Consider the following 26,391-nt stretch of genomic DNA (forward strand, 5'->3'; position numbering starts at 1 on the left):
GCTATATTCTGTGTGTTTTTTCAGCCGTCATTCGAGTGTTTTCCCAAGGCTGAACCTGCGCTGCATAGTTATTCGATGTAAATCAGGTGATAACGTAGAAAAATGCCCGAATGGCACTGCCTAAAGGGTTCAATCAAAGGCTTGCACTGCGTTGTCATGGGCTATTAACATAAATTACTATGCAACATAGCCTATACCTTGCATTGAAAACCTTTGATTTGAATAAAATTCTACCTCAAAGATCAACACGTCCTAACATCAGCTCTAGATAAGCAAATTTGCCCACTTTTTGCGTTGCGTTTATTAAAATATTGGTCATTCTATCGAGCTAAATGACTCATAATTAAACAAAATATCATCATTGAGTGGCAAATAATGCGAGTTATTTACTATTTCAAAACCCTTATCCAAGCCTGAGGCTATATTAACATTCACTAAACTAAAGCCCTGCTTATTGAAAAGAGATTTGCGCGTAATGCCTAGGCCCATCGTTGAGCTGTAAGCATAACCGTGAATTATCTTCTAATTTGCCAACGCCTTCTGGGGTGCCCGTCAAAATAACATCCCCTGGTAATAATGTGCAAAATTGCGAAATATTTGTAAGCAATTGCTCAAAAGAAAAAATCATCATGTTTGAATGCCCATGCTGCATCAATTCGTCATTTTGCCAAAAGCGAAATTCAATATGATTTAATTGAGCAAGAGAATTAACTGGTACAAATGCAGTGATAGGGCAACTACCATCATATGATTTTGCTCGCTCCCAAGGGTATCCCTGCTTTTTTAGTTTTGTTTGCTCAGCACGCAACGTTAAATCAAGCGCTAATCCAATACCCACAACAGCATTAATTACCGAAATGCTATGTTTATCAATTTTTTCGCCAATCAATAATGCGACTTCCGCTTCATAGTGATGCGCTCCAAGGGAGCTATCTAACTCAACCTCACCATCAAAGCTCTGAAAGCTGGTGTTAGGCTTCATAAATATTAGGGGTTCTAAAGGGATTGGGTTATTTAATTCTTGCGCGTGAGCAGCATAATTGCGTCCTATACAAACGACTTTACCTGCAGCTAAGTTCACTTCCTGCCCAGTCACCCAATGGTGTTTATACATAACATCTCCATAAACTTATATTATGAGGTGAACCCGATCATAAGCTACTTTATGAAAATTTAAATCATCTTTAAGTTAACTTTACACAATAGCTACTATAAAAGAGATTTATGTATAGCTACTCACCAGCCACACCTGAGCTGTTAATACGCACATCACCACAAGCCGATACTTTGTTATATATGTAATTAGGGTCTGCGCAAAAAGTTAGCCACTCATCATCCTCTAAAAAGCTTAGCTTTCTCATAAAGTCGCCTATGCTTAGTAGCCCATAGTCTGGTAAAAGGGCATATTCAACCTGTCCCCCCTTTAGATTTTCATTACTTTCAAAAAGTGGTTGAATGTAATTAAATCGAATCGTTTTCGCTCTTTTTGACAAGCGTAATTGCATTCCATCCGCAAAGAAGGCCTGTGCTTGCTCATGTACTTTATATTTATAGCGATATAACACCGCCTCCTGCACGGCAATCGCATTTTCTGAAATTAAAATGAGTGGAAACTGTCGTGCTATGAGCTCGTCGCTTCGTTGATAAGACAGTTCTATATAGGCTGTATGAGACGCAGCATCCAAAGGGTTAGTTGTTACTAAGTATAACTCCCAATCCGTTACTTTTGAGGTAAACAACTCCGCAGTAAAATATACTTTTTGAATAAATTCTGGATATGTATTGCGTACCGCAACAGGCTGCAACTTCCAGCCTGCGGTGCCTGCAATTAATGTTACTTCACTCAATTTTCCTACAATACTGCAGCCATTTATTAGCAGCAGAAAAATAAGCAAAATACATGAGCGCCTACACAGCACTAGTCAACTCCTTTATAAACTGTTTAGCAACATCATTGCTGCTTGTAACCGTTTGCACAATTCGTCCATTAGCTGCATTAAAAACAAATTGCTTATTACCATTTGTTTCAAACATCAAATTTAAAGAAATGCTAAATGCCTTGGGTGCAACTTGCAGATGAGCATCTTTGGAGGGTTCATAATATATCACTTCACCTCTTCGCAATGGGTGAGCCCCATTAAATGCTAAGTTAGCATCACATCCTGCCTCTAATTTATCCGCATAGTCATAATGATAAAATCGAGAGGTATAACCAGGGCCATAGTAATTCGTTGTCAAAAAGGCAAAGTTATGATCATGCAAGCATCTGTAAACATTTAACTTATCATTCTGATGTTGGTACTCACCCTCTGGGTGCCAAAAACATGCTCTAACTTGAAAAAATGGCGACTTATTAACATATACGACTAACGAGTCATTACCGTACTTACTGCCTATGTCTACTTGCAAAGCATCTTTTAAAACACGCTCGCTCACCAGCTCTGTTAAAAAGTACTTATTATTCGCCAGAAGTTGAAGCTGCAAAGCAAAATAATGTAGTTGATGTTCATGCAAGCTCTCTAAACCATGGTATTTTAATTTAACCCTTTCAATAAAGGTGGCTAAAGAGATGGCGCCTTTACTGCTAAAACTAAATGAGTAAGTCACGCTAAGCCTCCATTTTATCAAGTGTAGACGTCATAGCTGCAGCACGGTTACGAATAACCTCACAGCAATGTGCTGTTTTATATTCATTTACCAACTGCGCCGCTTTATAACGATCTCTTAAATAAATCCCCTCAATCGCTCGCCAAGCCAGTTCATCAATATGGCTTGTTGAAAGCGCTAATAATGCTTGAAAGCTTTTTTCACACGTCGAACGGGCTAAGATCTCTATAAAATTAAATAATCGAGCATGATTTTGATACAAAAGTGAAGTGATGATAGGTTCGAGTGTCACAGCACAAAGCTTCACACTTTTTGTATGATTCACCTCTTTGTCGTACAAGGCCATCCAATAAGCATCGCTAGAGGCGTGATAGTCAAATGCTTCTAAGTAGGCAACTTGCAGGGCATCACCTTGAACTAAATTGGTAATCGTTGCAGGTCCGTTCGCAACAATTATGCTCGATGTGCCGTTATGGGTTAATCGCTCTTCTAGCGATACCTTTTTAAGTCGCAGTGACCCTTGTAATAAACAGATTGAATGCGCAGCAGAGTTACACAATGTCGCACCAAAGCAGCTTGGGCCTTTATAAAGTACTAATCGATGTGACGCTGTATCTTTAAGTACTAAGCGGTTTTTATCTGGTGAAAAAGTATAATCAGTGTGCGACTTTAATATCTCGATTACATCTTGGACTGAGTGTATATTTTCAAATTCACGAAAAATATTCATAAGATTTCCCTATCTAATTCATTTCCTTATTCACTTGTATATTGCCCCAGCCTAAGCTAGAGCAAGGTACTTCCGGTGTACTACACTGAAACCACAATAATAATTGGGATAACTAAAACAGGGTCTAATGCTTGTGGGTCAAATAATTGAACATCAAAGTTACCCAAAGTGTTAACAACTTCTGCGATTATTTCCATAACTATCATCCTTTTTAGTATGTAATAGGTTGATTTAATTAGACCTTATTGTCTTATCCAGTCACATTGTCGGCTTTGCAACCGCCCCTCAAAATTAGGCAAGGCCCAACAAAATATCAATCTGAAGTATAATTTTTCACGTTAGATAAACGACGAATAGACTGATATTTTCATCATTAAATCGCACTATAGTTTCACAATTAAAAATAGGGGAAACAGAGAGAAAACAACATTAGTTAACAATAAAACAACAAGATATTACCATGAGATGTTTTCCTTGTTCGCTAAGTGAGCGAAGATAAAATATAGTTTTTCACAACAATCAAAGCGCATAAATGTAAATATTAATATTTCACACCAGATACAACATGAAAAAAATTAATGACCATTTTGCAATGTTCTTAGTTATAACGATTAGAATGTTGACCCACTTCTGCGCCCCCCATACTCTTGAAATTGTGATCCACGAGTAAACATAGTGCGATTCACGATGACAGCAAGGAACAAGAAATTTGCTGCCTATAATAAAACAACTCTAACAAACGAAAATAATCATGGACTAACATTATGCAAAATCATAAGAATGTGCCTTTAAATGACTTCATTGAGTACCCTCAACAAGACATGCTGCAACGCGCACAAAATAATTTAAACGAATACCAACGTCGCCATACCGTGCGTAGTTTTAGTGACCGTGAAGTACCACAAGACATTATAGCTGCATGTATAAAGGCCGCCGCCAGTGCGCCAAGTGGTGCAAACCATCAGCCATGGCACTTTGTAGCAATTCACAGTGCTGATGTGAAAAATAAGATTCGTGAGGCCGCAGAGGACTTAGAGCGCTCATTCTATCAAGGTCGAGCGGGTGATGAGTGGCTTGATGCACTCAAACCATTAGGCACTGATGCCGACAAACCTTACCTTGAGCATGCTCCTTGGTTAATTGCTATCTTCAGTCAAAAGAAGGGCGGTATTAGCAGCGAAGACAAAAATACCAACTATTATGTGCATGAATCAGTGGGCATTGCGACAGGCTTTTTAATTCAAGCACTGCATCATGCGGGGCTCGCTACATTAACACATACGCCTAAACCAATGAGCTTTTTAACCGATATTTGCGGGCGAGACAAAGACAACGAGCGCCCTTACATGCTGCTGATCGCAGGCTACCCGAGTGAAGATGCCACGGTGCCAGAACATGCACTTGTGAAAAAGCCTTTTGATGAGATAGCTTCCTTTTTATAAAAGGTAGCTTATTGAAATTGGCAGTTAGTACGCTGCCAATTCCTCACCTGCGCTTAATCCGGTTAGCACTTCTACTTGATCGCCCATGGTTTTCCCTAATCGTACAAAACGCCTTTGCACACGCCCCCGCTCTACTACTTCAACCACAGTCAGCTGTCCATAACGCTTGATGTATTTACTCGGTAGCACAATTCGAGTTTGATAAACTGCAGGCAAATACAATTGAGCATACATGCCTGGTTTCACGCCTTCTGCCAACTCAATATCCAGCTTAATCATAAAGCGTCGAGCATGACTATCTGCTACAGGCACTATTTCACTAATATTGGCATACTGTGTCATCCCACTTGCAGGAATATGTATTTTCAGTTTATCTCCTAACTGCAAACTGTTCACATACTGTTCCCTCACTGCGGCATTCACTTGTAGCTGCGCAGGATTGTATAACGCAACAATGGGCGTACTCGGTGTCAACATTACGCCCGGCTCCTGTAAACGCTCTACAACAGTACCATCAATAGGTGCTAAAATTTTCGTATCACTTAAAGCAGCGTTGGCCCCTTCCAACTGTTGAACCAAGGCAACCTTCTGTGCAGACAATTCATTTACTGTCGTGCGCCATTCATCCACTTCATTCACGGCAACGACGCCTTGATTTTGTAAAGTTTCGCTTCGTAACAGCTGTTTTTTTGCTTGTGTTAACTGCGCTAAAATCGCATTTTTCTGAGCCTTTACTTGAGACACACGAGCTTTTAAATCGGCATCATTAATGGTTGCTAACAACTGTCCCGCATAAACTGTTTCACCCGCACGCACATGAAGGGTTTTTAATTGCGCCAGTAAACGGCTAGCCACCAGCGTATTCACTTTAGCAACCACATTGGCATTAACGACTTCATGCTCCGCCACTTGTTTGTTACTTACTGTATAACGCGCGCCTTGGTACATGGCTAATTGTGCTTTAGTTCCCGCCAATACTCTGTTATTAAATGCCCCTGCCAAATATGCAACAACGCTCAACAACAATAAAATCGCCAAAATGGGCAGAACGATCCTTTTAATTGAGCTATCAGTTAATAGCATGACGACTATCCTCTGTATGTTTGAATACTAAAAAATAAACCAAAGGCACAACTAAAAGTGAAAAAATAGTTGACGCAATGATGCCAAAAATAATCGCCAGAGCTAAGCCACTAAATACAGGGTCTAGAATAATCACCAAGTTTCCGAGTAACGTTGTTCCAGCAGTAAGTAGCACCGGCCTCATTCGCACCTCTCCAGCTTGGATCACTGCTTGTTGCAATGCTATGCCTTGCGCGCTCTTTTGATTAATGAATTCGACTAAAATCAGTGAGTTTCGCACTACAATACCGGCCAGAGCTATCATGCCTATCATTGCTGTTGCCGTGAATAATATAGGCTCTGGTGCACCTGCTATTTCACGCTCGCCAAATTGATTAAGTAACCAAAACCCCGGCATGATACCTATCATAGTCAATGGAATGGCTGACATAATAATCAAAGCAAGCATATTAGATGCTGTTTGTATTCGTAAAATAAAGAAAATGGCACCTAAGGCAAACGCAAAAGCAATACCCATATCACGGAATACGTCAACAGTGATACGCCACTCCCCTTCTTCACTAAAACTATAGGAAGTACCTGCTGGTAATTGCCAACTCTCGCCACCTCCACTATGTATAAAGCTACGCTGCTGCCAAGGGGCCTGAGTACTTTTTACGCTTTTTTCATCCGCTACAATATCCGCTACCACCTCCGCTGGCGTGCGGCCATTAAGCTCAGCTGTTACATAAATCACATGCTGTAAATCTTTACGGATAATAGGCTGCGATGCTTGCATTGTTTGCCAATGCCCCAATTCAGACAAAGCAACTAGAGGTCGAGTGGCACTATTAAGTCCATATTCATTGCCAACTTTGCTCAGTGCACGCTGACCTCTAACTTGCAGCGCATCAAGATTTTGCTGTTGATTTCGAATGGCATAAGGTAAGCGTAAGTTAATAGCGACAGGTTCTGACTCATGTGGTAGATAAAGTAATCCCGCATCTAAACCAGTATTGGCGATTCGTAATGACTGATTAATATCTTCGGTGGTGATACCAGACAATGACGCCTTGCCTTTATCCACCACAAATCGCTTTAACTGCACAGCCGACGCCATTGAGCTGTCTACCTCTACAACGTGTGCTTCTGAGGATAATCTCTTCATCAGTGTCTTAGCAGCTTGCTGGTGCGTTTGATCTGAAACAAAAGGGGCAGCATACACCTGAGCAACTAGAGTGCTCAATACGGGTGGGCCCGGTGGCACTTCTACCACTTTCACTTTAACGCCCTTTTGGTTAAAGCGCTGTAACGCTGCTCGTAAACGCAATACAACAGCATGAGATTGATGCGTTCGCTCGGTTTTATCCAACAAGAGTATGCGTAAGTCAGCTAGATGGGTTGCTTGACGACGATAATAGCCACGTACCATACCATTAAAATCCATGCTTGATGGTTTACCTACATAGGCCGCTATCGCTGTTACTTCATTAAGTTGCCAAACTTGCTGTTGAACTTGTCTGGTCAACTTGGCTGTGCGCTCTAATGTACTGCCCTCTGGCAGTTCTATCAACACCTGCAATTCATTTTTATTATCATAGGGTAACAACTTCAACGGTACCGCTCTAAATAAAGGCATACTGATGCTAATAACAAACAAAACCAGCGTGCCCCATAAAAGCGCTTTGGCACGCCAAGGTTTTTTGAGTAAAGGCGTTAATATACGTGCATATAGAGAAGCTTCCTTAGATACAGAAAGTGCTTGAATGGGTTGGTTATGGAGTAGCTTTTTAGCCAACCAAGGGGTTACTAAAAATGCCACCAACGTAGACGCTATGACACTAACAGGAACATTAAATGCCATCGGTGCCATATAAGGCCCCATCATGCCAGTAATATAAGCCAGTGGTACAAAGGCCACACTAATGGTCAAAGTCGACATAAGCAATGCCACTTTAACCTCGGACATAGCAGCAATAATATGTTTGTTAGTTTGTGCCTTATCGCCTCGTTTACGCCGCGATAAAAAGCGGCTGATATTGTCTACCCCTGTGATCGGGTCATCAACCAATAACCCCAGTGATAAAATTAAGGCAAACAAAGTGACACGATTGATGGTATAGCCCAAGGCGAAATCGAGCGCCAATGTAATGCTGTAACAGATTGGCACGGCTAACCCTACGACAATGGCAGGCCGCCAACCTAAAAATACACCAACAAAAACCACCACTGTAAAAACTGCAAAAGTTAAACTTGCGATTAAATCATTTACCTTCGCATTGGCTGTTTGGCCATAATCACGTAGTACTTTAAAATTAATATCACTGGGCAAAAGATGATGCTGTAACTGCGTCATTAATGCTAGACTTTGCTCAGCCACGAGCACCGCATTACTGCCTTGTTGCTTTGCCACACTGATTGTCACCATTGGTAAGCTTTGCTGCAGATCATCTATTGCAAGCCATTGATAAGACTCAGGCTCTGCAGGGCCATCGGTGATCTTCGCAACATCGCTAAGCAATACTTGTTGACCATTGAGTACATTTACCGTCAATTGCGACACCTGCTCTACATTGCGCAGCACATCACCCGATTCAAGCGTTATTAACTGCTCACCAGCCAATGAATGACCAATTGTTTGTAGCTGATTGCTAGCTTGCAATGCCAGCAATACGTCCATCGGTGTACTCTGGTACGCCGCAAGTGCAGTGGCGTCTAATTGCACATTAACCTGTCGCTTGCGACCTGTAATTACTTTCACCTCACTGGTATTTGATAACTGCTGAAGTTGTGTTGAAATCTCCTGAGCAAAACGGGTTAGTTCAAAGTCGCTATAACGCTCTGGCGCTTGACTGTATAGACCAAACATCATAATCGGTACGTCATCTACTTCTATAGGCTGAATTTGCCAATTGGCAACCACATTCGCCATATTGTGCTGATTTGCATAAAGTTTAGTGTAGGTATTTAAAATAGCTTGTTCACGACTTTGACCAACCAAAAAACGTAGTGTGACCACCGAACCACCAGTTTCTGTCGTCGAATAAACATGCTCTACACCCGGGATCTGCTGCAGTAACTTCTCTAAAGGCTCGGTTACCAAACGCACAACCTCAGGTGCACTTAAGTTCGGCGTGTCAACACGAATATCCAGCATCGGCACTACAATTTGTGGCTCCTCTTCACGCGGTGTGAACTCAAGCGCAAACATACCCAAAACCAATGCAACAAGTAATATGAATATAGGAGTCCGTCCGGCAAGGCTGCTCGCCAATACTCGATTAAAAAGTGTCATTGACATAACTCCTAAGGAGCACAAAACAATTGATAAAGCTGGCCTAAAATTGCTTTAACTTTTTCATCGGTTACACGGTAGTAAATAGTTTGCCCATCGCGTCGGGTTGATACTACCTCTGCTTTTCGCAAACTAGCTAAATGTTGAGAAAGCGCAGATTGGGCAAGTGGCACAGCTTCATTTAATGCGCCTACGCTCATTTCTTTTTCTAACAAACTACATAAAATCATTAACCGATTTTTATTTGCCATCATTTTCAAAAGCGCTTCTGCTTGCTCTGCATTATGCGCCATCGCTTCAAAGTCCATTCAAACTGCCTAGCTAAATTAATTTAGCTAAAAGTATAGATACATACATTAGCAATGTCTAATATTAGAAGCTACTAATGTAACAGGCGCTACAGAATGAAACTCAATCCAATGTTAAGACTGATAACAGGCCTAATGTTGCTGCTATCCTTATCACTTAGTTATTACGTTGATGCTAATTGGGGATGGTTTAGTGCCTTTATTGCTGTTAACTTAATTCAATCGGCTTTCACTAATTAGTGCCCAATGATCTCGTTACTTAAACAACTAGGTATAAAGGAGTAAGACATGCTAACCCCAGTGCAAGACCTACTGAAAATTATTAAACCAAATCAGAGATGTATTAGCGCGTTACAAGCTAAAAATGAAATAGAAAAAAACCACGGTTTACTCATTGATGTACGTGAGCCATCAGAGTACAAAAGCAAAGCAGCAGCGATAGCTATTAATGTTCCTAGAGGCTTACTTGAATTTAAACTTCCTGAGATTGAAAAAGATGCTAAGCGACCGATTTACGTGCATTGTGCTGCAGGTGGCCGTGCCGTATTTGCAGCAGAGCAACTCACTCGATTGGGTTATCAGAATGTCAGTGTGATCACTTGTAAGGCAGAAGAAGTAAGCCAAACATTCTAGAATGTAACTTGCCAGTTCTGCTTGCTAGGTGTTTAAAAACAGCATAGAGTCTCTAAAAAGGGGAATTACTCCTATGACTCTAGCAACCAAACAGGTATATTGAGTGGTCGTATTTTTAGAGCAAATTTTGATTTTGCTTGGCTGTGTTCACGCGCTAATATTGAGTCTATTTTTATTGAAACAGCGCACTCAAAACCCAGCTAATATTTACCTAAGTTTGTTCACTGGTATTTTTTCATTCGTTCTTTTTTTTATATTTCTGGATATATCCGGTATTATTTTTGTGTATCCACACCTAATTGGTGTACAAGAATGGTTAATCCCCTTGCTTGGGCCGCTGCTCTTTCTTTATGTACTCAAGTTAACTGCACAAGGGCCAAACACACCAATTTGGTACCACTTTATACCCAGTATGATTATTGCGGCTCTGAGTGTTGAGTTTTTGATGCAAGATGTGACACTCAAAAGCCAGTTTATTAGTGCAGAGAGTCTTCTCACCCCTGCCAATGAGCGGTTCGAGCACTTAGTAGATACTATTATTCCTGCATTTTCGTTAATACAAATAACTTGCTATCTACTGCTTATCTTCAAGGTATTAAAACACCATGCAATTAATGTTAAAAAACAATTCTCATACCTTGAAAAAGTAAATTTAGCTTGGTTGTTATGGCTGAGTAAATTCATTGCAGTACTGTTATTATTGTGGTTAATAGATGAGCTTATAGCACTACATATTAGGCTTTGTTTTGATACCAGCTTAAATATGATGTGTAACATGCCATGGGTCAATGAAGACCGTTATTTTTACCCCTCTGAAATTGGGATTATTATATGTGTTTACGCGATAACCTATTACGCACTTAAACAGCCTGCTATTTTTTATCAACAAATACAAAAGTTTGAAAAAACAATAGACGACCCATCTCATACAGTCCAAAATACTCCTCGTTATGCTAACTCTGCACTGTCTGAACCTTTAGCCCAACAGCTGTTTAACGAACTAGACGCTCAAGTTAAAAAGCAGCAGATATATACAAACCCAATACTAACATTAGACGAGCTTGCCAATATCACCGGCTGGTCTCGCCACCAATTATCTCAAGCAATAAATCAAGTCAGTGGCCGACACTTTTTTGACTATATCAATATGCTGAGAATTGAGAGCGCTAAACAGCTATTGTTAGCGCAGCCACAAAAAACGGTACTTGAAATCGCACTTGAAACGGGGTTTAACTCACGTTCTGCGTTTTACACTGCTTTCAAAAAGTGCACCCAGCAAACCCCCACACAATACAAAAAAGCGCAACCTCTGGCTATAAAATAAAAATAAGCTTATTTTTCATGGCACTAAAATATTGTCTTAGTTTATCGATACGGACGATTCCAATCAATTTATCACTCAGAATAAAGCGTCGGTCTAAATTTAGGAGATCCCATGTCTCGACGATTATTTATCCAATATTGCTTGCTTAGTTTAATTGCTGCCACACTCATTTTACTTGGTGCATGCAGTAAAGAATTTGAGAGTAAAGTAGAAAAAAGCACATCAAAATTGCCAGTAACCATACACGTTCAAACCGGTTTAACGCCTCCACAACATCCTAGGAGGTTAGTTTTTGACAATGTAAATGTTATTACAATGGATGAAAACGAGCCAGATATATTAATGGGGCAGCGCGTGGTGGTCGTTTCAAACCGCATTACAATCATTGATAACGCAAAAGACGTTCCTTTTGCCGTTGATGATAAAGTAATCGATGCACAAGGCGGATATTTACTACCTGGGCTAATCGATTCTCACGCACACCTCAGACATGAGCCCAGCGCGTCACAAAGTATTGTAGAAATTCAAACGTCACCCGCACAGATGTCTATATTCCTTCAACAAGGTATTACTACACTCAGAAATTATTCTGGCGCACCTAACGAGCTTCAATGGCGAGATAAAGTAAATACACAACAATGGCTAGGTACTCGTATCATTAGCAGTGGGCCAATTATCTCTTTATATGAACCTGAAGACCCTTTTTTAGGTGCGCCTCATGAGCAATTCAGCGAAGAATTTTTAAATACGCTATCACTCACCTGGCCAAAAACCCCACTTGAAGCAGAACAAGTGGTGCTCACACAAAAGCAGCAAGGTTACGATTTTATTAAAGTTTACTCTGGTGTGAGTGAAGAAATATATTCGCAAGTCAGCCAAACAGCGAAAGTACAAAACTTGTTCCTTGCCGGCCATATTCCTGACGTACCTATGTCATTAGCTCTTAAAAATCAAAATGAAATAGCTCACCTCTCGGAGATCATTGCCGGAAGAGACCGAGCGCCCGAAGGCATGGACGATGAAACCTATATCGATTGGCTGATTGACCGTATGCTCAAAAATAACATCTCTTTAGTATTTAACTGGTCTACCGATGAAGTGGTAAGTCGCTGGGCTCAAGGAGAGGATATCTATCGCTCTGACAGTTATAACGTAATTCCACAACCGATTTTAGATGCATGGCAACAAGAAGAGCGACACACTGATATTGACCCTGAGTTACATGACATCGCCTTGATGCTAGTAAAAGCATTAGTCGATGAGGGCATTGCTGTACAAGTTGGATCTGATACGGGTGATGCAGGTTCAATTCCTGAATTATTGCTCAGAGATATGGAGCTAATGGTAGAAGCAGGGCTGACACCACTACAAGCGCTTGGTGCAGCAACTAACATACCCGCACAGGTGATCTCGCGAATTACCCAACAGCCTCAAGATAGGGGTGTAATTAAACCAGACTACCTGGCTGACCTTGTACTATTCAAAAACAATCCATTAGAAGATATTAGCCACATCAGAACTCGCATAGGTGTCGTTATCAACGGACATTGGTTATCGCAACAGCAACTTGACAATATGGCGCATGAATTCGCCAGCCAAAATGTGCAATATTTGGAGCTACCATGAACACTCGTTTTCATACTCACCTTCTTGTAGCCAGTAGTCTCACATTTTTATGGCATCCTGCCTACGCGCAAAACGAGCACACTATCGAGCATATTGAAGTTGGGGCTAGTCACTATGCTATCCTCAAAAATAGTGGCTCCGCGTTACATCAATTTAGTAAAGAAGAAATAGCGCAAGCTCCTCATATTGCTGATGATGTATTTCGTTTAATGCCCTCTTTACCCGGTGTCAGCGCTGGTGACTATTCTGCTCACTTTCATGTGCGTGGTGGCCAAAAAAATGAAGTGCTGGTTCTACTGGATGGTCAGCAGCTATATAGACCCTTTCATATGAAAAGTTTTAACAGCGCATTTAGCATTATTGATACTGAAAATGCTGAGCAGGTTAACTTATATACCGGAGGTTTTTCTGCTCGCTATGGCAATAAGCTCAGCGGGGTGCTTGATATTCAATCATTACAGCCATCACAAAAAAATATATACAGTTTAGGCGCCAGCTTTATCAACGCCCGAGCGGCAGGCCAAGGCAGTTTTGACTCGCAAAAAGGCCATTGGCTCATATCTGCCAGGCGTGGCTATTTAGACATGGTTCTCAAAGCCATGGATGATGAAACCAGTAAATTTGAACCAGTTTATGCAGATCTTTACTCGAAATTCAGCTATGAACTTAGCGATAGGCACACGGTGTCAATGAATCTGCTGTATGCCTATGACGATGAAATTTTGGATGACAATTTTGATGAGTGGAATGGGTTTGAAAAATATTATGTAAAAGAAAAAATCACGGGTTCCTATGCCAGTCAGTACTTATGGTCACGATTAAGCTCACAATGGAATGACACTTTATCATCACAGACTATATTGTCTGTTGGTAAAATTGATGAACAAAGACGTGGCGGTCAAAGTGATCCCTATGAGATTGAGTTGACGGTCAATGACGATAAATCCTTTTCATTTTATGGGTTAAAACATCACTGGCAATGGCTTGCAAGCGATTATTTTATGTTGGAGTTTGGTTTGCATAGCAAACAAGTTGATACTCATTATGATTACAAAATGGATGTACATCGCTATCGCGTATTTGCAGATACGCCACAAAGTCAGCGTAATAGTGCCAAAGTCACGGCTGAAGGATCTGAGTCAGGTGTATTTATTAGTAACAAATACAAGCTATCGTCAGATTGGGTCTCGCAGCTGGGTATTCGCTATGACAAACAAAACTATCAAGGTTTTAGCGATAGTCAAATAAGCCCTCGTGCTGCCTTAACTTATAATATTTCAACAACTGACAGCCTAAACTTTAGTTGGGGTCACTTCTATCAAGCACAAGATGTACTCGATTTACAAATTAGTGATGGTGTTACACATTATGCATCAGCCCAGAAGTCAACGCATTATATTGTAGGTTACTCTGGGGCCTATCAATCACTATCCTATCGTATCGAAAGCTACTATAAACACTTATCAAACATACCAAAACGCTTTGAAAATGTGCTTGACCCTCTAAACTTCTTTCCAGAAGCACAAGCTGATAGACACTTAATAAAAGCGACAGAGGGAAACATTTCAGGGCTTGAACTATCATTTGAACAGCGTATCAACAAAAAATTTCGTTGGCACCTGAACTATACGTGGTCAAAAGCTTTGGAGACAATTAATGGGGAGAAAGTTAAACGCAGTTGGGATCAAACCCACACCCTCAATGGTGGGGTAAACTATGCGTTTGATAATGGCTGGAACCTTAATGTCACTGGCCACTACCACAGCGGTTGGCCCACAACGGGTGAGTATGGCACGCTGCAAACCAATAATAATGCGCAGCAGCAAATTGTCAGGCACCTTAAGCGACGTAACCAACAAAGCTTAGATAGCTACTTACGCTTTGACTTGCGTATATCTAAACAATACCCACTACATAAAAGTCAACTGCAAGTGTTTTTTGAGGTTTCAAACCTACTAAATCGAAAAAACCAATGCTGTGTAGAGTCATCTAACTACACACTCACTAATAACAACAATGTTACTGTAAAACAAGAGCATGGACATTGGCTGCCAATAATACCCAGTTTTGGCGTTAAGTGGGATTTTTAACATACATCTTTACCCTACTTCCCCTGAGGGTAATCGTCTGCTTGAGCAGTCGATGCCCTTTTTGCTGCCATATTATCAACAATATAAATTCATATACAAACCCAATACTTTATTACATTTTCTGTGTACTTTTATACAGTAACTCACTACTGCCCCGCTTAGACTCCCTTTAATTAATACTACAAAGCAAAAAGGATTAACCTTATGAAGTCATCTATCACCCCTGTGGCACTCGCTATTGTGGCAGGGTTACTCTTAAGCGGCTGTAATGATAACAACAATACTAAAACCGATCTGATAATAAAAGATCACGAAAATGTGTATAAAGCACAAGGTATTTGGCATAAGCAAGCCTACGGAGAGATACTGTCGATAAGCAGTGGGCAAGTCAAAAGTTATGAATTTAATAGCCAAGCCTGCACACTGACCAACGATAATAGCTATCAAAAAATGATGCAGGAACACATTGATACGCTCAATGTCATTGGTACTGATTTTTTAAGAATTCAAGAAAAAGGTAGCCCAACTTCATATACTTTAAAACATATCGAGCAATTACCGGCATCATGCCAAACTCCAATTACAAAAAACCAAGCCACTAGCCCAAGTCAAGTTTTTCAATACTTTTGGCACACATTTAATGATTATTACGCCTTTTTTGACCTGCGCGATGTCGATTGGCAAGCCCAATATGATAGCTACGCGCCATTGATTAATGACAATATGAATGATGATGCACTATTTAAAATACTAAGTGAGATGGTAGCACCACTGCAAGATGCACATGTTTCTATTGAAAGTGACACTCAATCTTTTAACAGTATGAAACCCGCTCCTGTATTAAGAAGCGCACTCGGCAAAGCCAGATCCTACTTACGTTTTGGTCTTGATGTTGACATTTCGGATGTTATTACTGACACCTTAGATGATTACCAACATACTACTGCCAGCTACATCACGACCGATAGTTTAAAAAGCTTTCCACACGATGACGATTCTAAAACCTTGCTATGGGGCGTTACGCCAAACAATGTAGGAATTTTAGTGATCAATAATATGGCTCAATACCACCAAAACCCAAATGCCACTGAAAAACAACAGCAACAAGCCGCCAAGCAATTAATTGATAAAGTACTTAAAGAATTTGAAAATACAGATGGGCTCATTTTAGATATTAGAAACAACCTAGGTGGAGATGATGCCATCGCTTTAACATTAGCAACCCACTTTGCCAGTGAAAACAAACTCGCTTTTAAAAAACAAGCTGTAAATAAATCAGGCCTTGGTCACACCACTGTGACTATGATAAAAAAACCAACATATAGTTATACAAAACCTGTTTATATGCTAACAAGCCAAATTACCGTCAGTGCTGGAGAGGTATTTGCCATGGCAATGAAGCAATTTCCCCATGTTACTCAGGTTGGTGAGGAAACGTCCGGCGCTTTTTCGGATATACTAAACTTTACCTTACCCAATGGCTGGGAAATTGGCTTATCTAATGAGGTATACCACAATGCTCAAGGCGAAAACTTTGAAAAGAGAGGTTTACAGCCAGATGTCAATATCAGTGCATTTTCAAATTTAGAAACTGATCTTCCACGCTTTGCTACTTATGATTACGCGTTAGAAGCAATGGGTAAGCCAGCTACTTCAGATCTGAGTGTTGCCGACTTTGAGCAACAAGCACAACAGCTAATAAAACAAAGTGGATTACCAGGCTTAGCAGTTGCAGTTATCAAAAATGGTCAAATAAAATATGCTAATGGCTTCGGTATTGCTGATGAGCAAAATACGCCTGTCACTGCCGACACACCTTTTTACATTGCATCAGTAAGTAAAACCTTAGTTGGCGCAACCCTTGCCCATGCAGTAGCACAAAAAACCGTATCTCTTGATGAGCCAGTTGCCCCGATATTACCTTTCACAACAAATGTAATACCAGCACAGAAAACACCAATTACACTACGCCACCTTGTTACCCATACAAGCGGAATTATTGACTCTGATCCTGCGTATTTATGTTCTTACTACCTTCATGATACTAAACAAAATATCAGTGACGCGCTACTTGGTACAAGTAAGTGTGATGAGCAAATAAATACCGATCTGCAACAGTATTTAAATAATTATCTAAATCGCACGGGCCGATTCTATCAAGATGCTAACTTCTCGTCACAATATGGTTTTGAAACCGCACAAGTCTATATCTATTCTAACATTGCCACTGCCCTTGCAGCCTATACATTGGAGCAAAAAAGCAATACGCCTTTTATAGAGCTGGTGCAAGATTACGTATTTACACCACTGAATATGACTAACAGCAGCTGGGCTACAGGGAAACCAAGTGCGAACGTCGCCACTCGCTTTGTCCATAACCCTCAAACAGATGAACGTTCAGCAATGCCCAGCTATGGTTCAATCACTTATGCTGATGGCTCTGCTATTTCAACAGTTAACGACCTAGCCCGATTTTTAATCGCCAGTATGAATAAAGGTAAAATTGATCAACAGCAAGTGCTGTCTCAAGCTGCTGTTGAGGCAATGTTAAGCCCACAAACCGATACACCGGTACCGAGTCGTGATATCGGCTACTTTTGGGACTTAGATGGTAGCTATATTCACCATAACGGGTCAGATCCCGGTGTTATGTCGCAAGTCATAGGTGATTTAAAGACAAAAAATGCCATTATCATGCTCAGTAACGGCGATGAAAATTATGAGCCACATGATCATACTTTCTATATGATAAAAAACTTGGCTCTAAAGCTGGTCAACTCAAACTAAAAAGTACGGTGCATATTCAAAATGCCGCTCGTTTAAGGTGATGAGATTATGAAATGAGGAAGACGGCAGAGCCCAAACAAACCTCTGCCGTCTTCCTGACGAAAATCTGGGGCTCTTAAACGATCTGCATTAGTACATGTGCACCGCTATTTTTATGCTTTATTTGGTACAATTTGAATTTCTACGCGACGATTTTTAGAACGCCCTTGTTCACTCTCATTACTTGCCACAGGCTGAGACTCACCCATACCTTGCGTGCGCAAACGCACAGCCAACACTTGCTGCCCTAATAAGTAGTTTTTTACACTATTTGCTCGTTGCTCACTCAGTTGCTGATTAAGGGCCTGTGACCCGGTACTGTCGGTATGGCCTACAATATTTAATAAGGTTTTTTCATACTTGTTCATTACCTTGGTGATAGCATCTAAAGTTTGATAGAAGTTTGGTGAAATACTCGCTTGGCCTGATGCAAACGTGATATTACTTGGCATCACTAAACGCATATTATCACCCTCACGAATGACCTCAACGCCAGAGCCTGCAAGCTCTTTTCTAAATGCGGCTTCTTGTTTATCCATATAATCACCAATCGCAGCACCCGCAATTGCGCCAATGGCTGCACCGATAAAAATACGCTTATCTTTATGGTTACCAGTCGCTTTTCCTAATACGGCACCGGTTGCAGCACCAATTGAAGCCCCTTTGCCAGTATTCGTCATTTCACAACCGCTAAGTAAAGCTAAGCCCACTGACACTACAATTAATTGTTGCCTATTGATCATCATTGATTTCTCTATGTCACTGTTTAATCTAGGCTAGCTCATTTCAGGTGAATAGAAAATTAACTTATGTTGCTTATTGCACCAATTCAGGCGGGATTGGGGGTAAGGAGTAAGGGGCAATTAACTTATCTAGTAACTTATTTTTAGCCAACGCCTGCATTGTTTTTGTGATGTACTCTGCCGCTTCAGTTTGCGAAAAATGCTGACTAAATACCATATAGCCATATATCACATTGGTGTGTCGAAACTGCATTTTCTCTAACTGAGAAATAGGCTGCTTTAATACTTTCATAGCTACTTCAGCGGTATCCTCAACTGCAATTGCTAAGTCCACTCTTTCTTTTAATACTAACTCAAGTGCAACTTGTTCAGATGTCACATCAACTTTATTAATTTTTTTATCTTCATCAAAACGCTCAAAAAAAGCAGCACCTCGCATAACTGCAATACGCTTACCATATAAATCTTCAAATTTTGATACAGATAAGTTACTGCCTTTTTTTGCGTAAAACACATACGAAGAAGACAATGCCATATAAGGTGGCTCTACAAAAATCATGGTATTTTGACGCTGTGCTGTTTTAATTAACCCACCCATTACATCAACATCACCCTGTTCTAGCATACGCAAACATCTCGACATAGGGCAAGGGACAGGGCGGACTTGAAATTTGTCACCTGCAGCAGCTCGAACTAGGTCTAGAATTAACCCAGCAGATTCTCCATCGTTACTGACCGAACTATAAGGCGGGGCATGATCGATTGCTACATGAATAGTTTGATGACCAGCATATAAATCACGGCTAGCAAAAAAACTGAGAAAACAAAAAACTAATAATAATCGCGGCAAATCATCACACCTCTAACTTAGACCCAACTTTTGTGATTTGTTGAACAGTTAAATCAATATAGCCGTCCCAACCGGCAAGTAATAAAAATGTCATAATAGTATGCCAGCATATATTGCTAACTGTATCATAAGGTGAACTATGGCACTGAGTATTTTCTATCAATTTTTTCTGCTCGGCTGTACCAGCTTCGGTGGCCCTGCTGCGCATTTAGGTATCTTTAAAAAACATTTTGTCGATAACTTAGGCTGGCTTCCTAATGAACGCTACGGCGCAATGATCAGCTTATCGCAAATTTTGCCTGGCCCTGGATCTAGCCAAGTTGGCTTTGCCATTGGTTTAGAGCGTGCAGGAATTTTAGGCGGCATTGCGGCATTTATCGGATTTACCTTACCCTCATTTTTGCTGATGTTAATGCTTGCTATGACAGCCTCTGAACTGCCTGAACCGATTGAAAACATTATCGTTGGGTTAAAATTATTTGCGGTTGTAGTTGTCGCTGATGCCATATTTAGTATGGCTAAAAGCTTTTGCAAGACGACACCTTTAAAAGTAATAACATTTATAAGTACACTGGCACTGTTGTTATTACCCAGTTTGCATACTCAATTATGGCTATTAGTGATCGTTGCAGTTGTAGCATATTTTTATCGTTTTAGTCCTATTGTAGATGATAAAAACAATTCACCTATCATGCTTAACTGGCCTGTGCTTGGCCTATTTTTCGCTGTATTTGCTTTAACATTTTTTGGCTTACCAAATAATCTATTTGCCCAGTTTTACCAAGCTGGTGCCTTGGTCTTTGGCGGGGGCCATGTGGTACTGCCACTATTGCAAAATGGTGTTTCAGGATTATCCCAAGAAAGCTTTTTAACCGCGTATGCCGCCGCTCAAGCTGTGCCAGGGCCTATGTTCAGCATAGCTTCGTTCTTAGGCGCTGAGGTCGGGGGGGAGCATGCATTTGCCTCATCGCTTTTAGCAACCGTTGCTATTTTCTTACCAGGGTTACTATTAATGTGGGCGTGTCATCACAGCTGGCAATCTCTGAGTTCCTTGCCTAAATTTGCCAGCATTAGCGCAGCTTTAAACGCTGCAGTGGTCGGCTTATTAGCTGCCGCTTTTTACAATCCTATTTGGCAATCAGCAGTTTACTCACTATGGCATATTGCCGTAGTCATAGGTGGCTTTATACTACTGAAATACGCTAAGCCACCCATTTGGATGATGTTATTACTGTTTTGTGGGGTTGGTGTCTTGTTGCCACATTTGCCCTGAAAAGCTTTGATATGGGCGTAGTTCAAATGCGCCCATAATGGCGAACATATGGTCTAGGATATCTGCTTGCAAATGCTCATAAGCCACCCACCTTTTATCGGCACTAAAGCAGTAAAACTCAACAGGCAAGCCATTACTTGCCGGTGCCAGCTCTCTGACCATTAACACGCACTCTTGATTAATTGCTGGGTGCTGCGCTAAATACTGCTCACCATAGCGCCTAAACAACCCCAAATTAGTGGCCTCATCAGGTATAGACTCCACCTCGTTAAGCTCACTAAATTGAGCTTGCAATGCTTCTACTTCACTTTTTTTAAGTACCTTAATACTATACATGTCAACTAATATTGCACGTTTAATTCGTCGCCCTGCTGACTCTTGCATGGCGCGCCAGTTTTTAAATGAGTCTGAGATCAGCATGTAGGTTGGAATCGTTGTAACCGTATTATCCCAGTTACGTACTCTAACCGTATTCAAGCCAAGATCAATGACTTCACCGTCAGCACCAAAAGTATCAACCTGAATCCAATCACCAGTCTTTACTAATCGATTCGCAGCAATTTGTATACTGGCGACAAGACCTAAAATAGTGTCTTTGAATACAAGCAATGTAACGGCAGCTATAGCACCAAAACCTGAAAGAATGTATGTGGGAGACTTATCTAAAATCAGACTAATAATCAAAATGCCACTGACTATGAATGTCAGCAACTTAGTCACCTGCACAATTCCTAGTATTGGAACATCTTTAGCAAAACGTAGCTGGTTGTATATTGCGTGCGCTAGATTTACAACGCTACTAAATAAAAAACCAGTTAAAACAATTAATACTATTTGACCCAAAGAGTGCAATACATCTACAACCCATGGCGGTGCGACCAATACCTTATCGTTAAACGCCAAAAACACTACTGCGCAGATCATTGCAGAAAGGCGACCGCTGACTTTATTAAGCTCTGGAGCAAGGTGGCCCATACGTTCAGGTGAAACTCGCATTAACCCTTTTTGAATACTTGGTAACACCAAACGACGAGTAAATAGATATAAGAAAATAAGCCCGATAAAACCTATACTATTGGCGGTTAATGCGCTTATGAATTTGCCTTGTGGTACATTCGCAAACCAAATATCCAACAAATCTGTTAAATGTACCAATGTCATAGTGATGCTACTTTTTTGTTTGTGTGTGAACTCATATCGCTACGCTCAACCATATACTGGGTTATTTGTTCATCTTTATTCTGCCAAAGCTGATTGAGGTAGTTTTGAAAGTGCGTGCGGTAACTGTTATCTCCTTGATAACTGCCTTGTGGCACCTGTGCGATTGCCAATAACTCAACTTCAACATTAACACTTTGCAGTTGGCCAAGCATAAAACTGCCACAGATATGCTGACTCTTGGCTTGATACATTAACGTACAATTGAGTAGCCCATCAAGTTGCTGCGCCAATACCTCTAACGCAAAAGCCGTACCTCCCGCTTTCGGCTTAAGCAAGTGGTTATAGCCCCCACCTTGCTGTTTTTGCTTTGTTTGCGTAAAGCGTGTTCCCTCGGCAAAATTAATCACGGTTGTAGGGTGTTGTCGAAAGTTACGGCAACTATGCTGTGTACGTTCAACATCGAGTCCTTTCAGTTTAGGATTTTTAGCAACTTGTGATTTACTAGCACGCTTCATAAACGGCATACCCATTGCCCATGCACCAGTTCCTATAAATGGAATGTACTTTAATTCATCTTTAAGAAAAAACTTTGGCGCAGGCAAAGCCTCTGCAGCACTGAGCACCACAATATCTAACCAACTGATATGATTAGATACCAGTAAATACCAGCCCTGCTGTTTTACCGTCTCAGAGACATTGATATTTACCTGCTCACAGCCCACATACAACCCAAGCCTATTACCTTTGCACCACATATCATATGCAAGGTGTAATAAAATTGATATGGCTCTAATTGGTAAAAATAGCTTTACCAAGCCCAAAAAAAATACAATACTCCCGCTTACTACTGTATTAAATAACAAGAGTAAAGTAGCACAAAAGCCAAAAAACCAATTCGGTAACACCTTTCTATGCACTAGCAGCCTCTCTCAAGATTTATTCTGAACCACGTAATTGCTGCAGCTGCTCATCTTTTTGTTGCCACAGATGGTTTAGCTCACTTTGAAAGCGCACTCTAAAATCACTGTCATTACTATAATCACCAATCAAGTTTTCACTCACTGGTAAAACGTCAACATGCACTTCAATTTGCTTCACTTTACCACTAACAAAATCAATGAAGGTAGGGATCCCATCTGGATAATGAATAGTTACATTGACAACCTTTGTTATCTGCTCACCCATTGCTTGCATAACAAAAGCAATCCCGCCTGCTTTAGGTTTGAGTAAATGATAAAAGGGGCTATTTTGACGACGATGTTTATCTTGTGTATAGCGCGTCCCTTCAACAAAATTGACGATACTCACAGGCATTGTCTTAAATTTTTCGCAAGCTTTGCGTGTGGTTTCTACATCTTTACCTTTTAGTTTTGGGTTTTTCCTTATCTGACTTTTGCTCGTTCGAGTCATAAATGGAAAATCTAACGCCCACCAAGCAAGGCCCAGAAAAGGCACATATAACAGTTCTTTTTTCAAAAAGAAGTTTAAAAAAGGAATTTTTCGATGTAAAACACGCTGCATCACCAAAATATCCACCCAGCTTTGATGGTTTGCTATGACTAAATACCAATCACGACGTTCAAGGCTATCTAAGCCTGTAACATTAAGTGTGTAGGGACTTAACAAGTTTTGATTCAAGCTATTACCAGCAACCCATAAACTAGCGCATTCTTTTGCCAACCAACTACATGCCTTTTGCAAAGGCATGATAGGTAGCAACTTTATTAACCCGAAGATAAATATGGGGACAAACCATACAAGTGTGTTTAGTGTATATAGCAGCAAACTTAAGATACGGCGTAACAACAACATGCAATGCTTCCTTTACAACTAAGCCAACTGGCGCAGCCAGCCAAATGCTGGCTAAGCCTTTAATATGATACAGGATGATACCTTGTTTTTATTTTGCAAAAAACCTAACAGCTAATAATTTATCTAATCTTCAAAGTAGGTGTAGCCTGCAAGCCCTGCATTGAGTTCTTGCAAATACTGCACTCGAAGTGATTCATCTTCAACACTTTGCTCAACCCTTACCTCAAAATTCTTTGCTAATTGAACATGATCATAATGCACAAATTTCAGCACCTCTTGCACACTATCACCCTTAATTGCATTCGTCAGCGTATAGCCATTATCACTTAGCTCAACATGAACTGAGTCCGTATCTCCAAATAAATTATGCAGATCACCAAGAATTTCTTGATAAGCCCCGACCATGAACATAGCAATATGGTATTGTTCGCCAGCGACATAAGGAGGAATTGGTAAACTAGATTCAATGCCTGAGCCTTCCACATATTCACGAATTTGGCCATCAGAGTCACACGTTATATCTTGTAAAATTGCTCTTTGAGTCAGAGGTTTATCTAAAGACTCTATCGGCATAATAGGAAATAATTGTTGAATTCCCCATACATCTGGTAATGATTGAAATAATGAAAAGTTCACAAACAATTTATCGGCTAGCTTTTCATTTAAATCATCGAGCACTTCACGGTGAGCACGCGCATTTTCATTAAGTAACTCTCTAACGCGATGCAAAATAGTAAAGTACAATTGTTCAATCTGGGCCCATTGAGTCATGCTCACCATACCATGCACGTACTGTGCATGAGCTTCACTAAATAAATGCATAGCATCATGATAAGTCTCTAGCGCTAAACGCGCTGTTGTCCGATTATAGGCTTGCCATAACTCTTGTAAAATCGTGTGTGAATTTTGAGCAGGAGCAACTGGTTGAGGCTGATTAGGGGCCTTTTCAACGTCAATCACATCTGTAATTAATACGGCATGGTGAGCGGTTAAAGCCCTCCCTGACTCAGTAATAATGGCCGGATGGGTTAAATTATGCTGTTCACACACCTCAGCAAATGCACTGACTACATTACGTGCATATTCTGCAATGGTGTAATTCATTGAACAAGCACTACGCGACCCTGAACCTTCATAATCAACGCCTAAACCACCGCCTACATCTACGGTTTTCAAAGGCACGCCTAATTGTGATAACTCTGCAAAGTGACGTGCACACTCTTTGAGTGCACGATGGATATCACGAATATTAGCGATTTGGGAACCAATATGAAAATGTACCAAGTTCATTAAATGCAACTTATTGGCTCTTCTTAGCGTATTAACGGCATCGAGTACTTGTCCCGCCGTTAAACCAAATTTACCCTTCTCCCCCCCGGTATTTTGCCACTTACCTTTTCCAACCGAATTCAAACGAATACGAATGCCAATAGCAGGCTCAATGCCTAAGTCATCTATCTCTTTAATAAGTGTGGTTAATTCTGATAGCTTTTCTACAACAATATTGACCTTATGCCCCATTGCTTGGCCAATACAAGCTAGACGCAAAAATTCACTGTCTTTATAACCATTGCAAACAATCGTAATTGGCTGTGTTGCAATACCTAAAATAGCCATTAATTCAGGTTTTGAGCCAGCCTCTAAACCAACTTGGCCACTTGGGTGTGCTAGTAATTGAGTCACAACAGAGCGCTGCTGATTAACTTTTATCGGATAAACGCAATTGTATTGACCTTGATAATCACGTTGTTGACATGCTAAAGCAAACGCTTCAGTCATGGTATCTACGCGATGCTTGAGGATATCGGTAAAACGTACTAACACGGGCAAGGTTAAACCTTGCGCTTTAAACTCTTCGGTGAGGCTATTGAATGAAATTGGTGTTTTACTATTATCACCATCTGGATAAGCGACCAACTCGCCTTGCCCATTAATATCGAAATACCCTTCGCTCCAATGAGTTACATTGTATATTTCACGTGCTGTATCTAAACCCCAATCCATAGCCCACTCTTTTAAATTACTAAAATCCTATTTTAATACGCAGCGTATGGATTAGCGACCATAATTTATTTCGTCAATAGCATATTAGGGGATGTGTAAAAGAAAGTATTATTAGGTAATTAAAGTAACTATCAGTGAAATAAACCTATGAAATCGATGCTGTAAGTTTCAATACGCAGGCTTATCAATTGATTTACAATAAACCTGCATAGTCACATCAATTATTTAGTATGACTTTGAGCTCTACCTTTAACCTCAACTCTACGCATAGCTTCTCTGGTTTCTTTACGAACCTCTTTCGCTAACGCTCGTGACATGCAACGCTTTTTCCGCAGGTTACTACCTGTTGTTGGACGAGATTCGCATACCAAATCTGCATTATCTGCTTTTGCGACACGAGTATCACTACTACCCTCACTGGTAGAGTTACAACCACTTAGTAGCAAAACCCCTGCAGCTACCACAGCTGATAAGTGCAATTTAATATTCATATATCTTCCTTTTTATAGTTTAGTGTTATTAATCATTGAGTACCTTTTAGAGTACTCTATGCCAACATTACATTATTCTTGCTTAATATGTAAACGGTTTATTCCTTGACTGTA

Annotated in this window: 22 protein-coding genes; 8 read left to right on the top strand and 14 right to left on the bottom strand. The window is 40.6% G+C overall.

What is annotated here, in order from left to right; translation table 11 throughout:
- Positions 1–451 precede the first annotated feature (451 nt).
- The 4 genes from OCI93_RS17105 to OCI93_RS17120 all read right to left on the bottom strand — a co-directional run bounded on the left by OCI93_RS17105 (position 452) and on the right by OCI93_RS17120 (position 3,337).
- Entirely contained in the window at positions 452–1,114 is a 663-nt protein-coding gene (locus tag OCI93_RS17105; RefSeq protein WP_261594631.1) for a fumarylacetoacetate hydrolase family protein, read from the bottom strand.
- A 118-nt stretch (positions 1,115–1,232) separates the two neighbouring features.
- Entirely contained in the window at positions 1,233–1,847 is a 615-nt protein-coding gene (locus OCI93_RS17110; protein ID WP_261626899.1) for a hypothetical protein, read from the bottom strand.
- A 61-nt stretch (positions 1,848–1,908) separates the two neighbouring features.
- Positions 1,909–2,607, bottom strand: a complete 699-nt coding sequence (locus tag OCI93_RS17115) for a hypothetical protein (protein WP_261594634.1) — start codon at positions 2,605–2,607, stop codon at positions 1,909–1,911.
- 1 nt (position 2,608) lies between these two features.
- On the bottom strand, positions 2,609–3,337 hold the full coding sequence (locus OCI93_RS17120; RefSeq protein ID WP_261626900.1) for a hypothetical protein: 729 nt from the start codon (positions 3,335–3,337) through the stop codon (positions 2,609–2,611).
- A 764-nt stretch (positions 3,338–4,101) separates the two neighbouring features.
- On the opposite strand from OCI93_RS17120, the gene OCI93_RS17125 reads away from it, so the two are divergent.
- Positions 4,102–4,779, top strand: a complete 678-nt coding sequence (locus OCI93_RS17125) for a nitroreductase family protein (RefSeq protein ID WP_261594636.1) — start codon at positions 4,102–4,104, stop codon at positions 4,777–4,779.
- A gap of 24 nt (positions 4,780–4,803) precedes the next feature.
- Here the strand turns inward: OCI93_RS17125 and OCI93_RS17130 are convergent, their stop codons facing one another.
- The 3 genes from OCI93_RS17130 to OCI93_RS17140 are packed head-to-tail and all read right to left on the bottom strand — an operon-like array spanning position 4,804 to position 9,444.
- Positions 4,804–5,862, bottom strand: coding sequence for an efflux RND transporter periplasmic adaptor subunit (locus tag OCI93_RS17130; protein ID WP_261626901.1), 1,059 nt, complete (start codon positions 5,860–5,862; stop codon positions 4,804–4,806).
- Entirely contained in the window at positions 5,849–9,136 is a 3,288-nt protein-coding gene (locus OCI93_RS17135; protein WP_261626902.1) for an efflux RND transporter permease subunit, read from the bottom strand. Before OCI93_RS17135 ends, OCI93_RS17130 begins: the two co-directional genes overlap by 14 nt.
- An 11-nt stretch (positions 9,137–9,147) precedes the next feature.
- Positions 9,148–9,444 carry an ArsR/SmtB family transcription factor gene (locus tag OCI93_RS17140; protein ID WP_261594640.1) on the bottom strand — a complete coding sequence of 99 codons (297 nt, stop codon included), beginning with the start codon at positions 9,442–9,444 and terminating at the stop codon, positions 9,148–9,150.
- Positions 9,445–9,555: 111 nt separating this feature from the next.
- Here OCI93_RS17140 and OCI93_RS17145 point away from each other — a divergent pair, with 111 nt between their 5' ends.
- From OCI93_RS17145 to OCI93_RS17170, 6 genes are all read left to right on the top strand, one after another.
- Positions 9,556–9,684, top strand: a complete 129-nt coding sequence (locus tag OCI93_RS17145; protein ID WP_315942727.1) for a YgaP-like transmembrane domain — start codon at positions 9,556–9,558, stop codon at positions 9,682–9,684.
- 48 nt (positions 9,685–9,732) lie between these two features.
- The gene (locus tag OCI93_RS17150; RefSeq protein WP_261594642.1) at positions 9,733–10,077 is read left to right on the top strand and encodes a rhodanese-like domain-containing protein; all 345 of its coding nucleotides are present in this window, start codon (positions 9,733–9,735) and stop codon (positions 10,075–10,077) included.
- Positions 10,078–10,360: 283 nt separating this feature from the next.
- Entirely contained in the window at positions 10,361–11,401 is a 1,041-nt protein-coding gene (locus OCI93_RS17155; protein ID WP_261626903.1) for a helix-turn-helix domain-containing protein, read from the top strand.
- Positions 11,402–11,512: 111 nt separating this feature from the next.
- Positions 11,513–13,027 (top strand): amidohydrolase family protein, encoded by a 1,515-nt coding sequence (locus tag OCI93_RS17160; RefSeq protein ID WP_261594644.1) that lies wholly within the window; start codon positions 11,513–11,515, stop codon positions 13,025–13,027.
- Complete coding sequence (locus tag OCI93_RS17165; RefSeq protein WP_261626904.1) at positions 13,024–15,117, top strand: TonB-dependent receptor plug domain-containing protein; 2,094 nt, start codon at positions 13,024–13,026, stop codon at positions 15,115–15,117. The genes OCI93_RS17160 and OCI93_RS17165 overlap by 4 nt, the downstream gene beginning before the upstream one ends.
- 204 nt (positions 15,118–15,321) lie before the next feature.
- A complete protein-coding gene (locus OCI93_RS17170) occupies positions 15,322–17,904 on the top strand; it encodes a serine hydrolase (RefSeq protein ID WP_261594646.1) in 2,583 nt (860 codons plus the stop codon).
- A gap of 152 nt (positions 17,905–18,056) precedes the next feature.
- Here the strand turns inward: OCI93_RS17170 and OCI93_RS17175 are convergent, their stop codons facing one another.
- The gene (locus tag OCI93_RS17175; RefSeq protein WP_261594701.1) at positions 18,057–18,686 is read right to left on the bottom strand and encodes a YiaD family glycine zipper/OmpA-like lipoprotein; all 630 of its coding nucleotides are present in this window, start codon (positions 18,684–18,686) and stop codon (positions 18,057–18,059) included.
- A 73-nt stretch (positions 18,687–18,759) separates the two neighbouring features.
- Complete coding sequence (locus OCI93_RS17180) at positions 18,760–19,536, bottom strand: substrate-binding periplasmic protein (RefSeq protein ID WP_261626905.1); 777 nt, start codon at positions 19,534–19,536, stop codon at positions 18,760–18,762.
- A gap of 139 nt (positions 19,537–19,675) precedes the next feature.
- On the opposite strand from OCI93_RS17180, the gene chrA reads away from it, so the two are divergent.
- The gene (gene chrA, locus OCI93_RS17185; protein WP_261626906.1) at positions 19,676–20,809 is read left to right on the top strand and encodes a chromate efflux transporter; all 1,134 of its coding nucleotides are present in this window, start codon (positions 19,676–19,678) and stop codon (positions 20,807–20,809) included.
- Here the strand turns inward: chrA and OCI93_RS17190 are convergent.
- The 5 genes from OCI93_RS17190 to OCI93_RS17210 all read right to left on the bottom strand — a co-directional run bounded on the left by OCI93_RS17190 (position 20,765) and on the right by OCI93_RS17210 (position 26,277).
- On the bottom strand, positions 20,765–21,970 hold the full coding sequence (locus OCI93_RS17190) for a mechanosensitive ion channel family protein (RefSeq protein ID WP_261594649.1): 1,206 nt from the start codon (positions 21,968–21,970) through the stop codon (positions 20,765–20,767). The genes chrA and OCI93_RS17190 overlap by 45 nt on opposite strands.
- On the bottom strand, positions 21,967–22,887 hold the full coding sequence (locus OCI93_RS17195; RefSeq protein ID WP_261594650.1) for an acetyltransferase: 921 nt from the start codon (positions 22,885–22,887) through the stop codon (positions 21,967–21,969). Before OCI93_RS17195 ends, OCI93_RS17190 begins: the two co-directional genes overlap by 4 nt.
- Before the next feature lie 19 nt (positions 22,888–22,906).
- Positions 22,907–23,782, bottom strand: coding sequence for an acyltransferase (locus tag OCI93_RS17200; RefSeq protein WP_261594651.1), 876 nt, complete (start codon positions 23,780–23,782; stop codon positions 22,907–22,909).
- 123 nt (positions 23,783–23,905) lie between these two features.
- Entirely contained in the window at positions 23,906–25,786 is a 1,881-nt protein-coding gene (gene speA / locus OCI93_RS17205) for a biosynthetic arginine decarboxylase (RefSeq protein WP_261626907.1), read from the bottom strand.
- A 221-nt stretch (positions 25,787–26,007) separates the two neighbouring features.
- The gene (locus OCI93_RS17210; protein ID WP_261594653.1) at positions 26,008–26,277 is read right to left on the bottom strand and encodes a hypothetical protein; all 270 of its coding nucleotides are present in this window, start codon (positions 26,275–26,277) and stop codon (positions 26,008–26,010) included.
- Positions 26,278–26,391 lie beyond the last annotated feature (114 nt).

It is taken from the genome of Pseudoalteromonas holothuriae (assembly GCF_945859825.1).
Taxonomy (GTDB): Bacteria; Pseudomonadota; Gammaproteobacteria; order Enterobacterales; family Alteromonadaceae; genus Pseudoalteromonas; species Pseudoalteromonas holothuriae.

What these genes read in the sequence shown, in the direction of transcription:
- OCI93_RS17210 (WP_261594653.1), bottom strand. Translation starts at nt 26,277, where the DNA reads ATGAATATTAAATTGCACTTATCAGCTGTGGTAGCTGCAGGGGTTTTG.
- OCI93_RS17200 (WP_261594651.1), bottom strand. Translation starts at nt 23,782, where the DNA reads ATGTTGTTGTTACGCCGTATCTTAAGTTTGCTGCTATATACACTAAAC.
- OCI93_RS17125 (WP_261594636.1), top strand. Translation starts at nt 4,102, where the DNA reads ATGCAAAATCATAAGAATGTGCCTTTAAATGACTTCATTGAGTACCCT.
- OCI93_RS17150 (WP_261594642.1), top strand. Translation starts at nt 9,733, where the DNA reads ATGCTAACCCCAGTGCAAGACCTACTGAAAATTATTAAACCAAATCAG.
- OCI93_RS17145 (WP_315942727.1), top strand. Translation starts at nt 9,556, where the DNA reads ATGTTAAGACTGATAACAGGCCTAATGTTGCTGCTATCCTTATCACTT.
- OCI93_RS17105 (WP_261594631.1), bottom strand. Translation starts at nt 1,114, where the DNA reads ATGTATAAACACCATTGGGTGACTGGGCAGGAAGTGAACTTAGCTGCA.
- OCI93_RS17135 (WP_261626902.1), bottom strand. Translation starts at nt 9,136, where the DNA reads ATGACACTTTTTAATCGAGTATTGGCGAGCAGCCTTGCCGGACGGACT.
- OCI93_RS17160 (WP_261594644.1), top strand. Translation starts at nt 11,513, where the DNA reads ATGTCTCGACGATTATTTATCCAATATTGCTTGCTTAGTTTAATTGCT.
- OCI93_RS17165 (WP_261626904.1), top strand. Translation starts at nt 13,024, where the DNA reads ATGAACACTCGTTTTCATACTCACCTTCTTGTAGCCAGTAGTCTCACA.
- OCI93_RS17130 (WP_261626901.1), bottom strand. Translation starts at nt 5,862, where the DNA reads ATGCTATTAACTGATAGCTCAATTAAAAGGATCGTTCTGCCCATTTTG.
- OCI93_RS17190 (WP_261594649.1), bottom strand. Translation starts at nt 21,970, where the DNA reads ATGACATTGGTACATTTAACAGATTTGTTGGATATTTGGTTTGCGAAT.
- OCI93_RS17170 (WP_261594646.1), top strand. Translation starts at nt 15,322, where the DNA reads ATGAAGTCATCTATCACCCCTGTGGCACTCGCTATTGTGGCAGGGTTA.
- OCI93_RS17140 (WP_261594640.1), bottom strand. Translation starts at nt 9,444, where the DNA reads ATGGACTTTGAAGCGATGGCGCATAATGCAGAGCAAGCAGAAGCGCTT.
- OCI93_RS17120 (WP_261626900.1), bottom strand. Translation starts at nt 3,337, where the DNA reads ATGAATATTTTTCGTGAATTTGAAAATATACACTCAGTCCAAGATGTA.
- speA (WP_261626907.1), bottom strand. Translation starts at nt 25,786, where the DNA reads ATGGATTGGGGTTTAGATACAGCACGTGAAATATACAATGTAACTCAT.
- chrA (WP_261626906.1), top strand. Translation starts at nt 19,676, where the DNA reads ATGGCACTGAGTATTTTCTATCAATTTTTTCTGCTCGGCTGTACCAGC.
- OCI93_RS17175 (WP_261594701.1), bottom strand. Translation starts at nt 18,686, where the DNA reads ATGATCAATAGGCAACAATTAATTGTAGTGTCAGTGGGCTTAGCTTTA.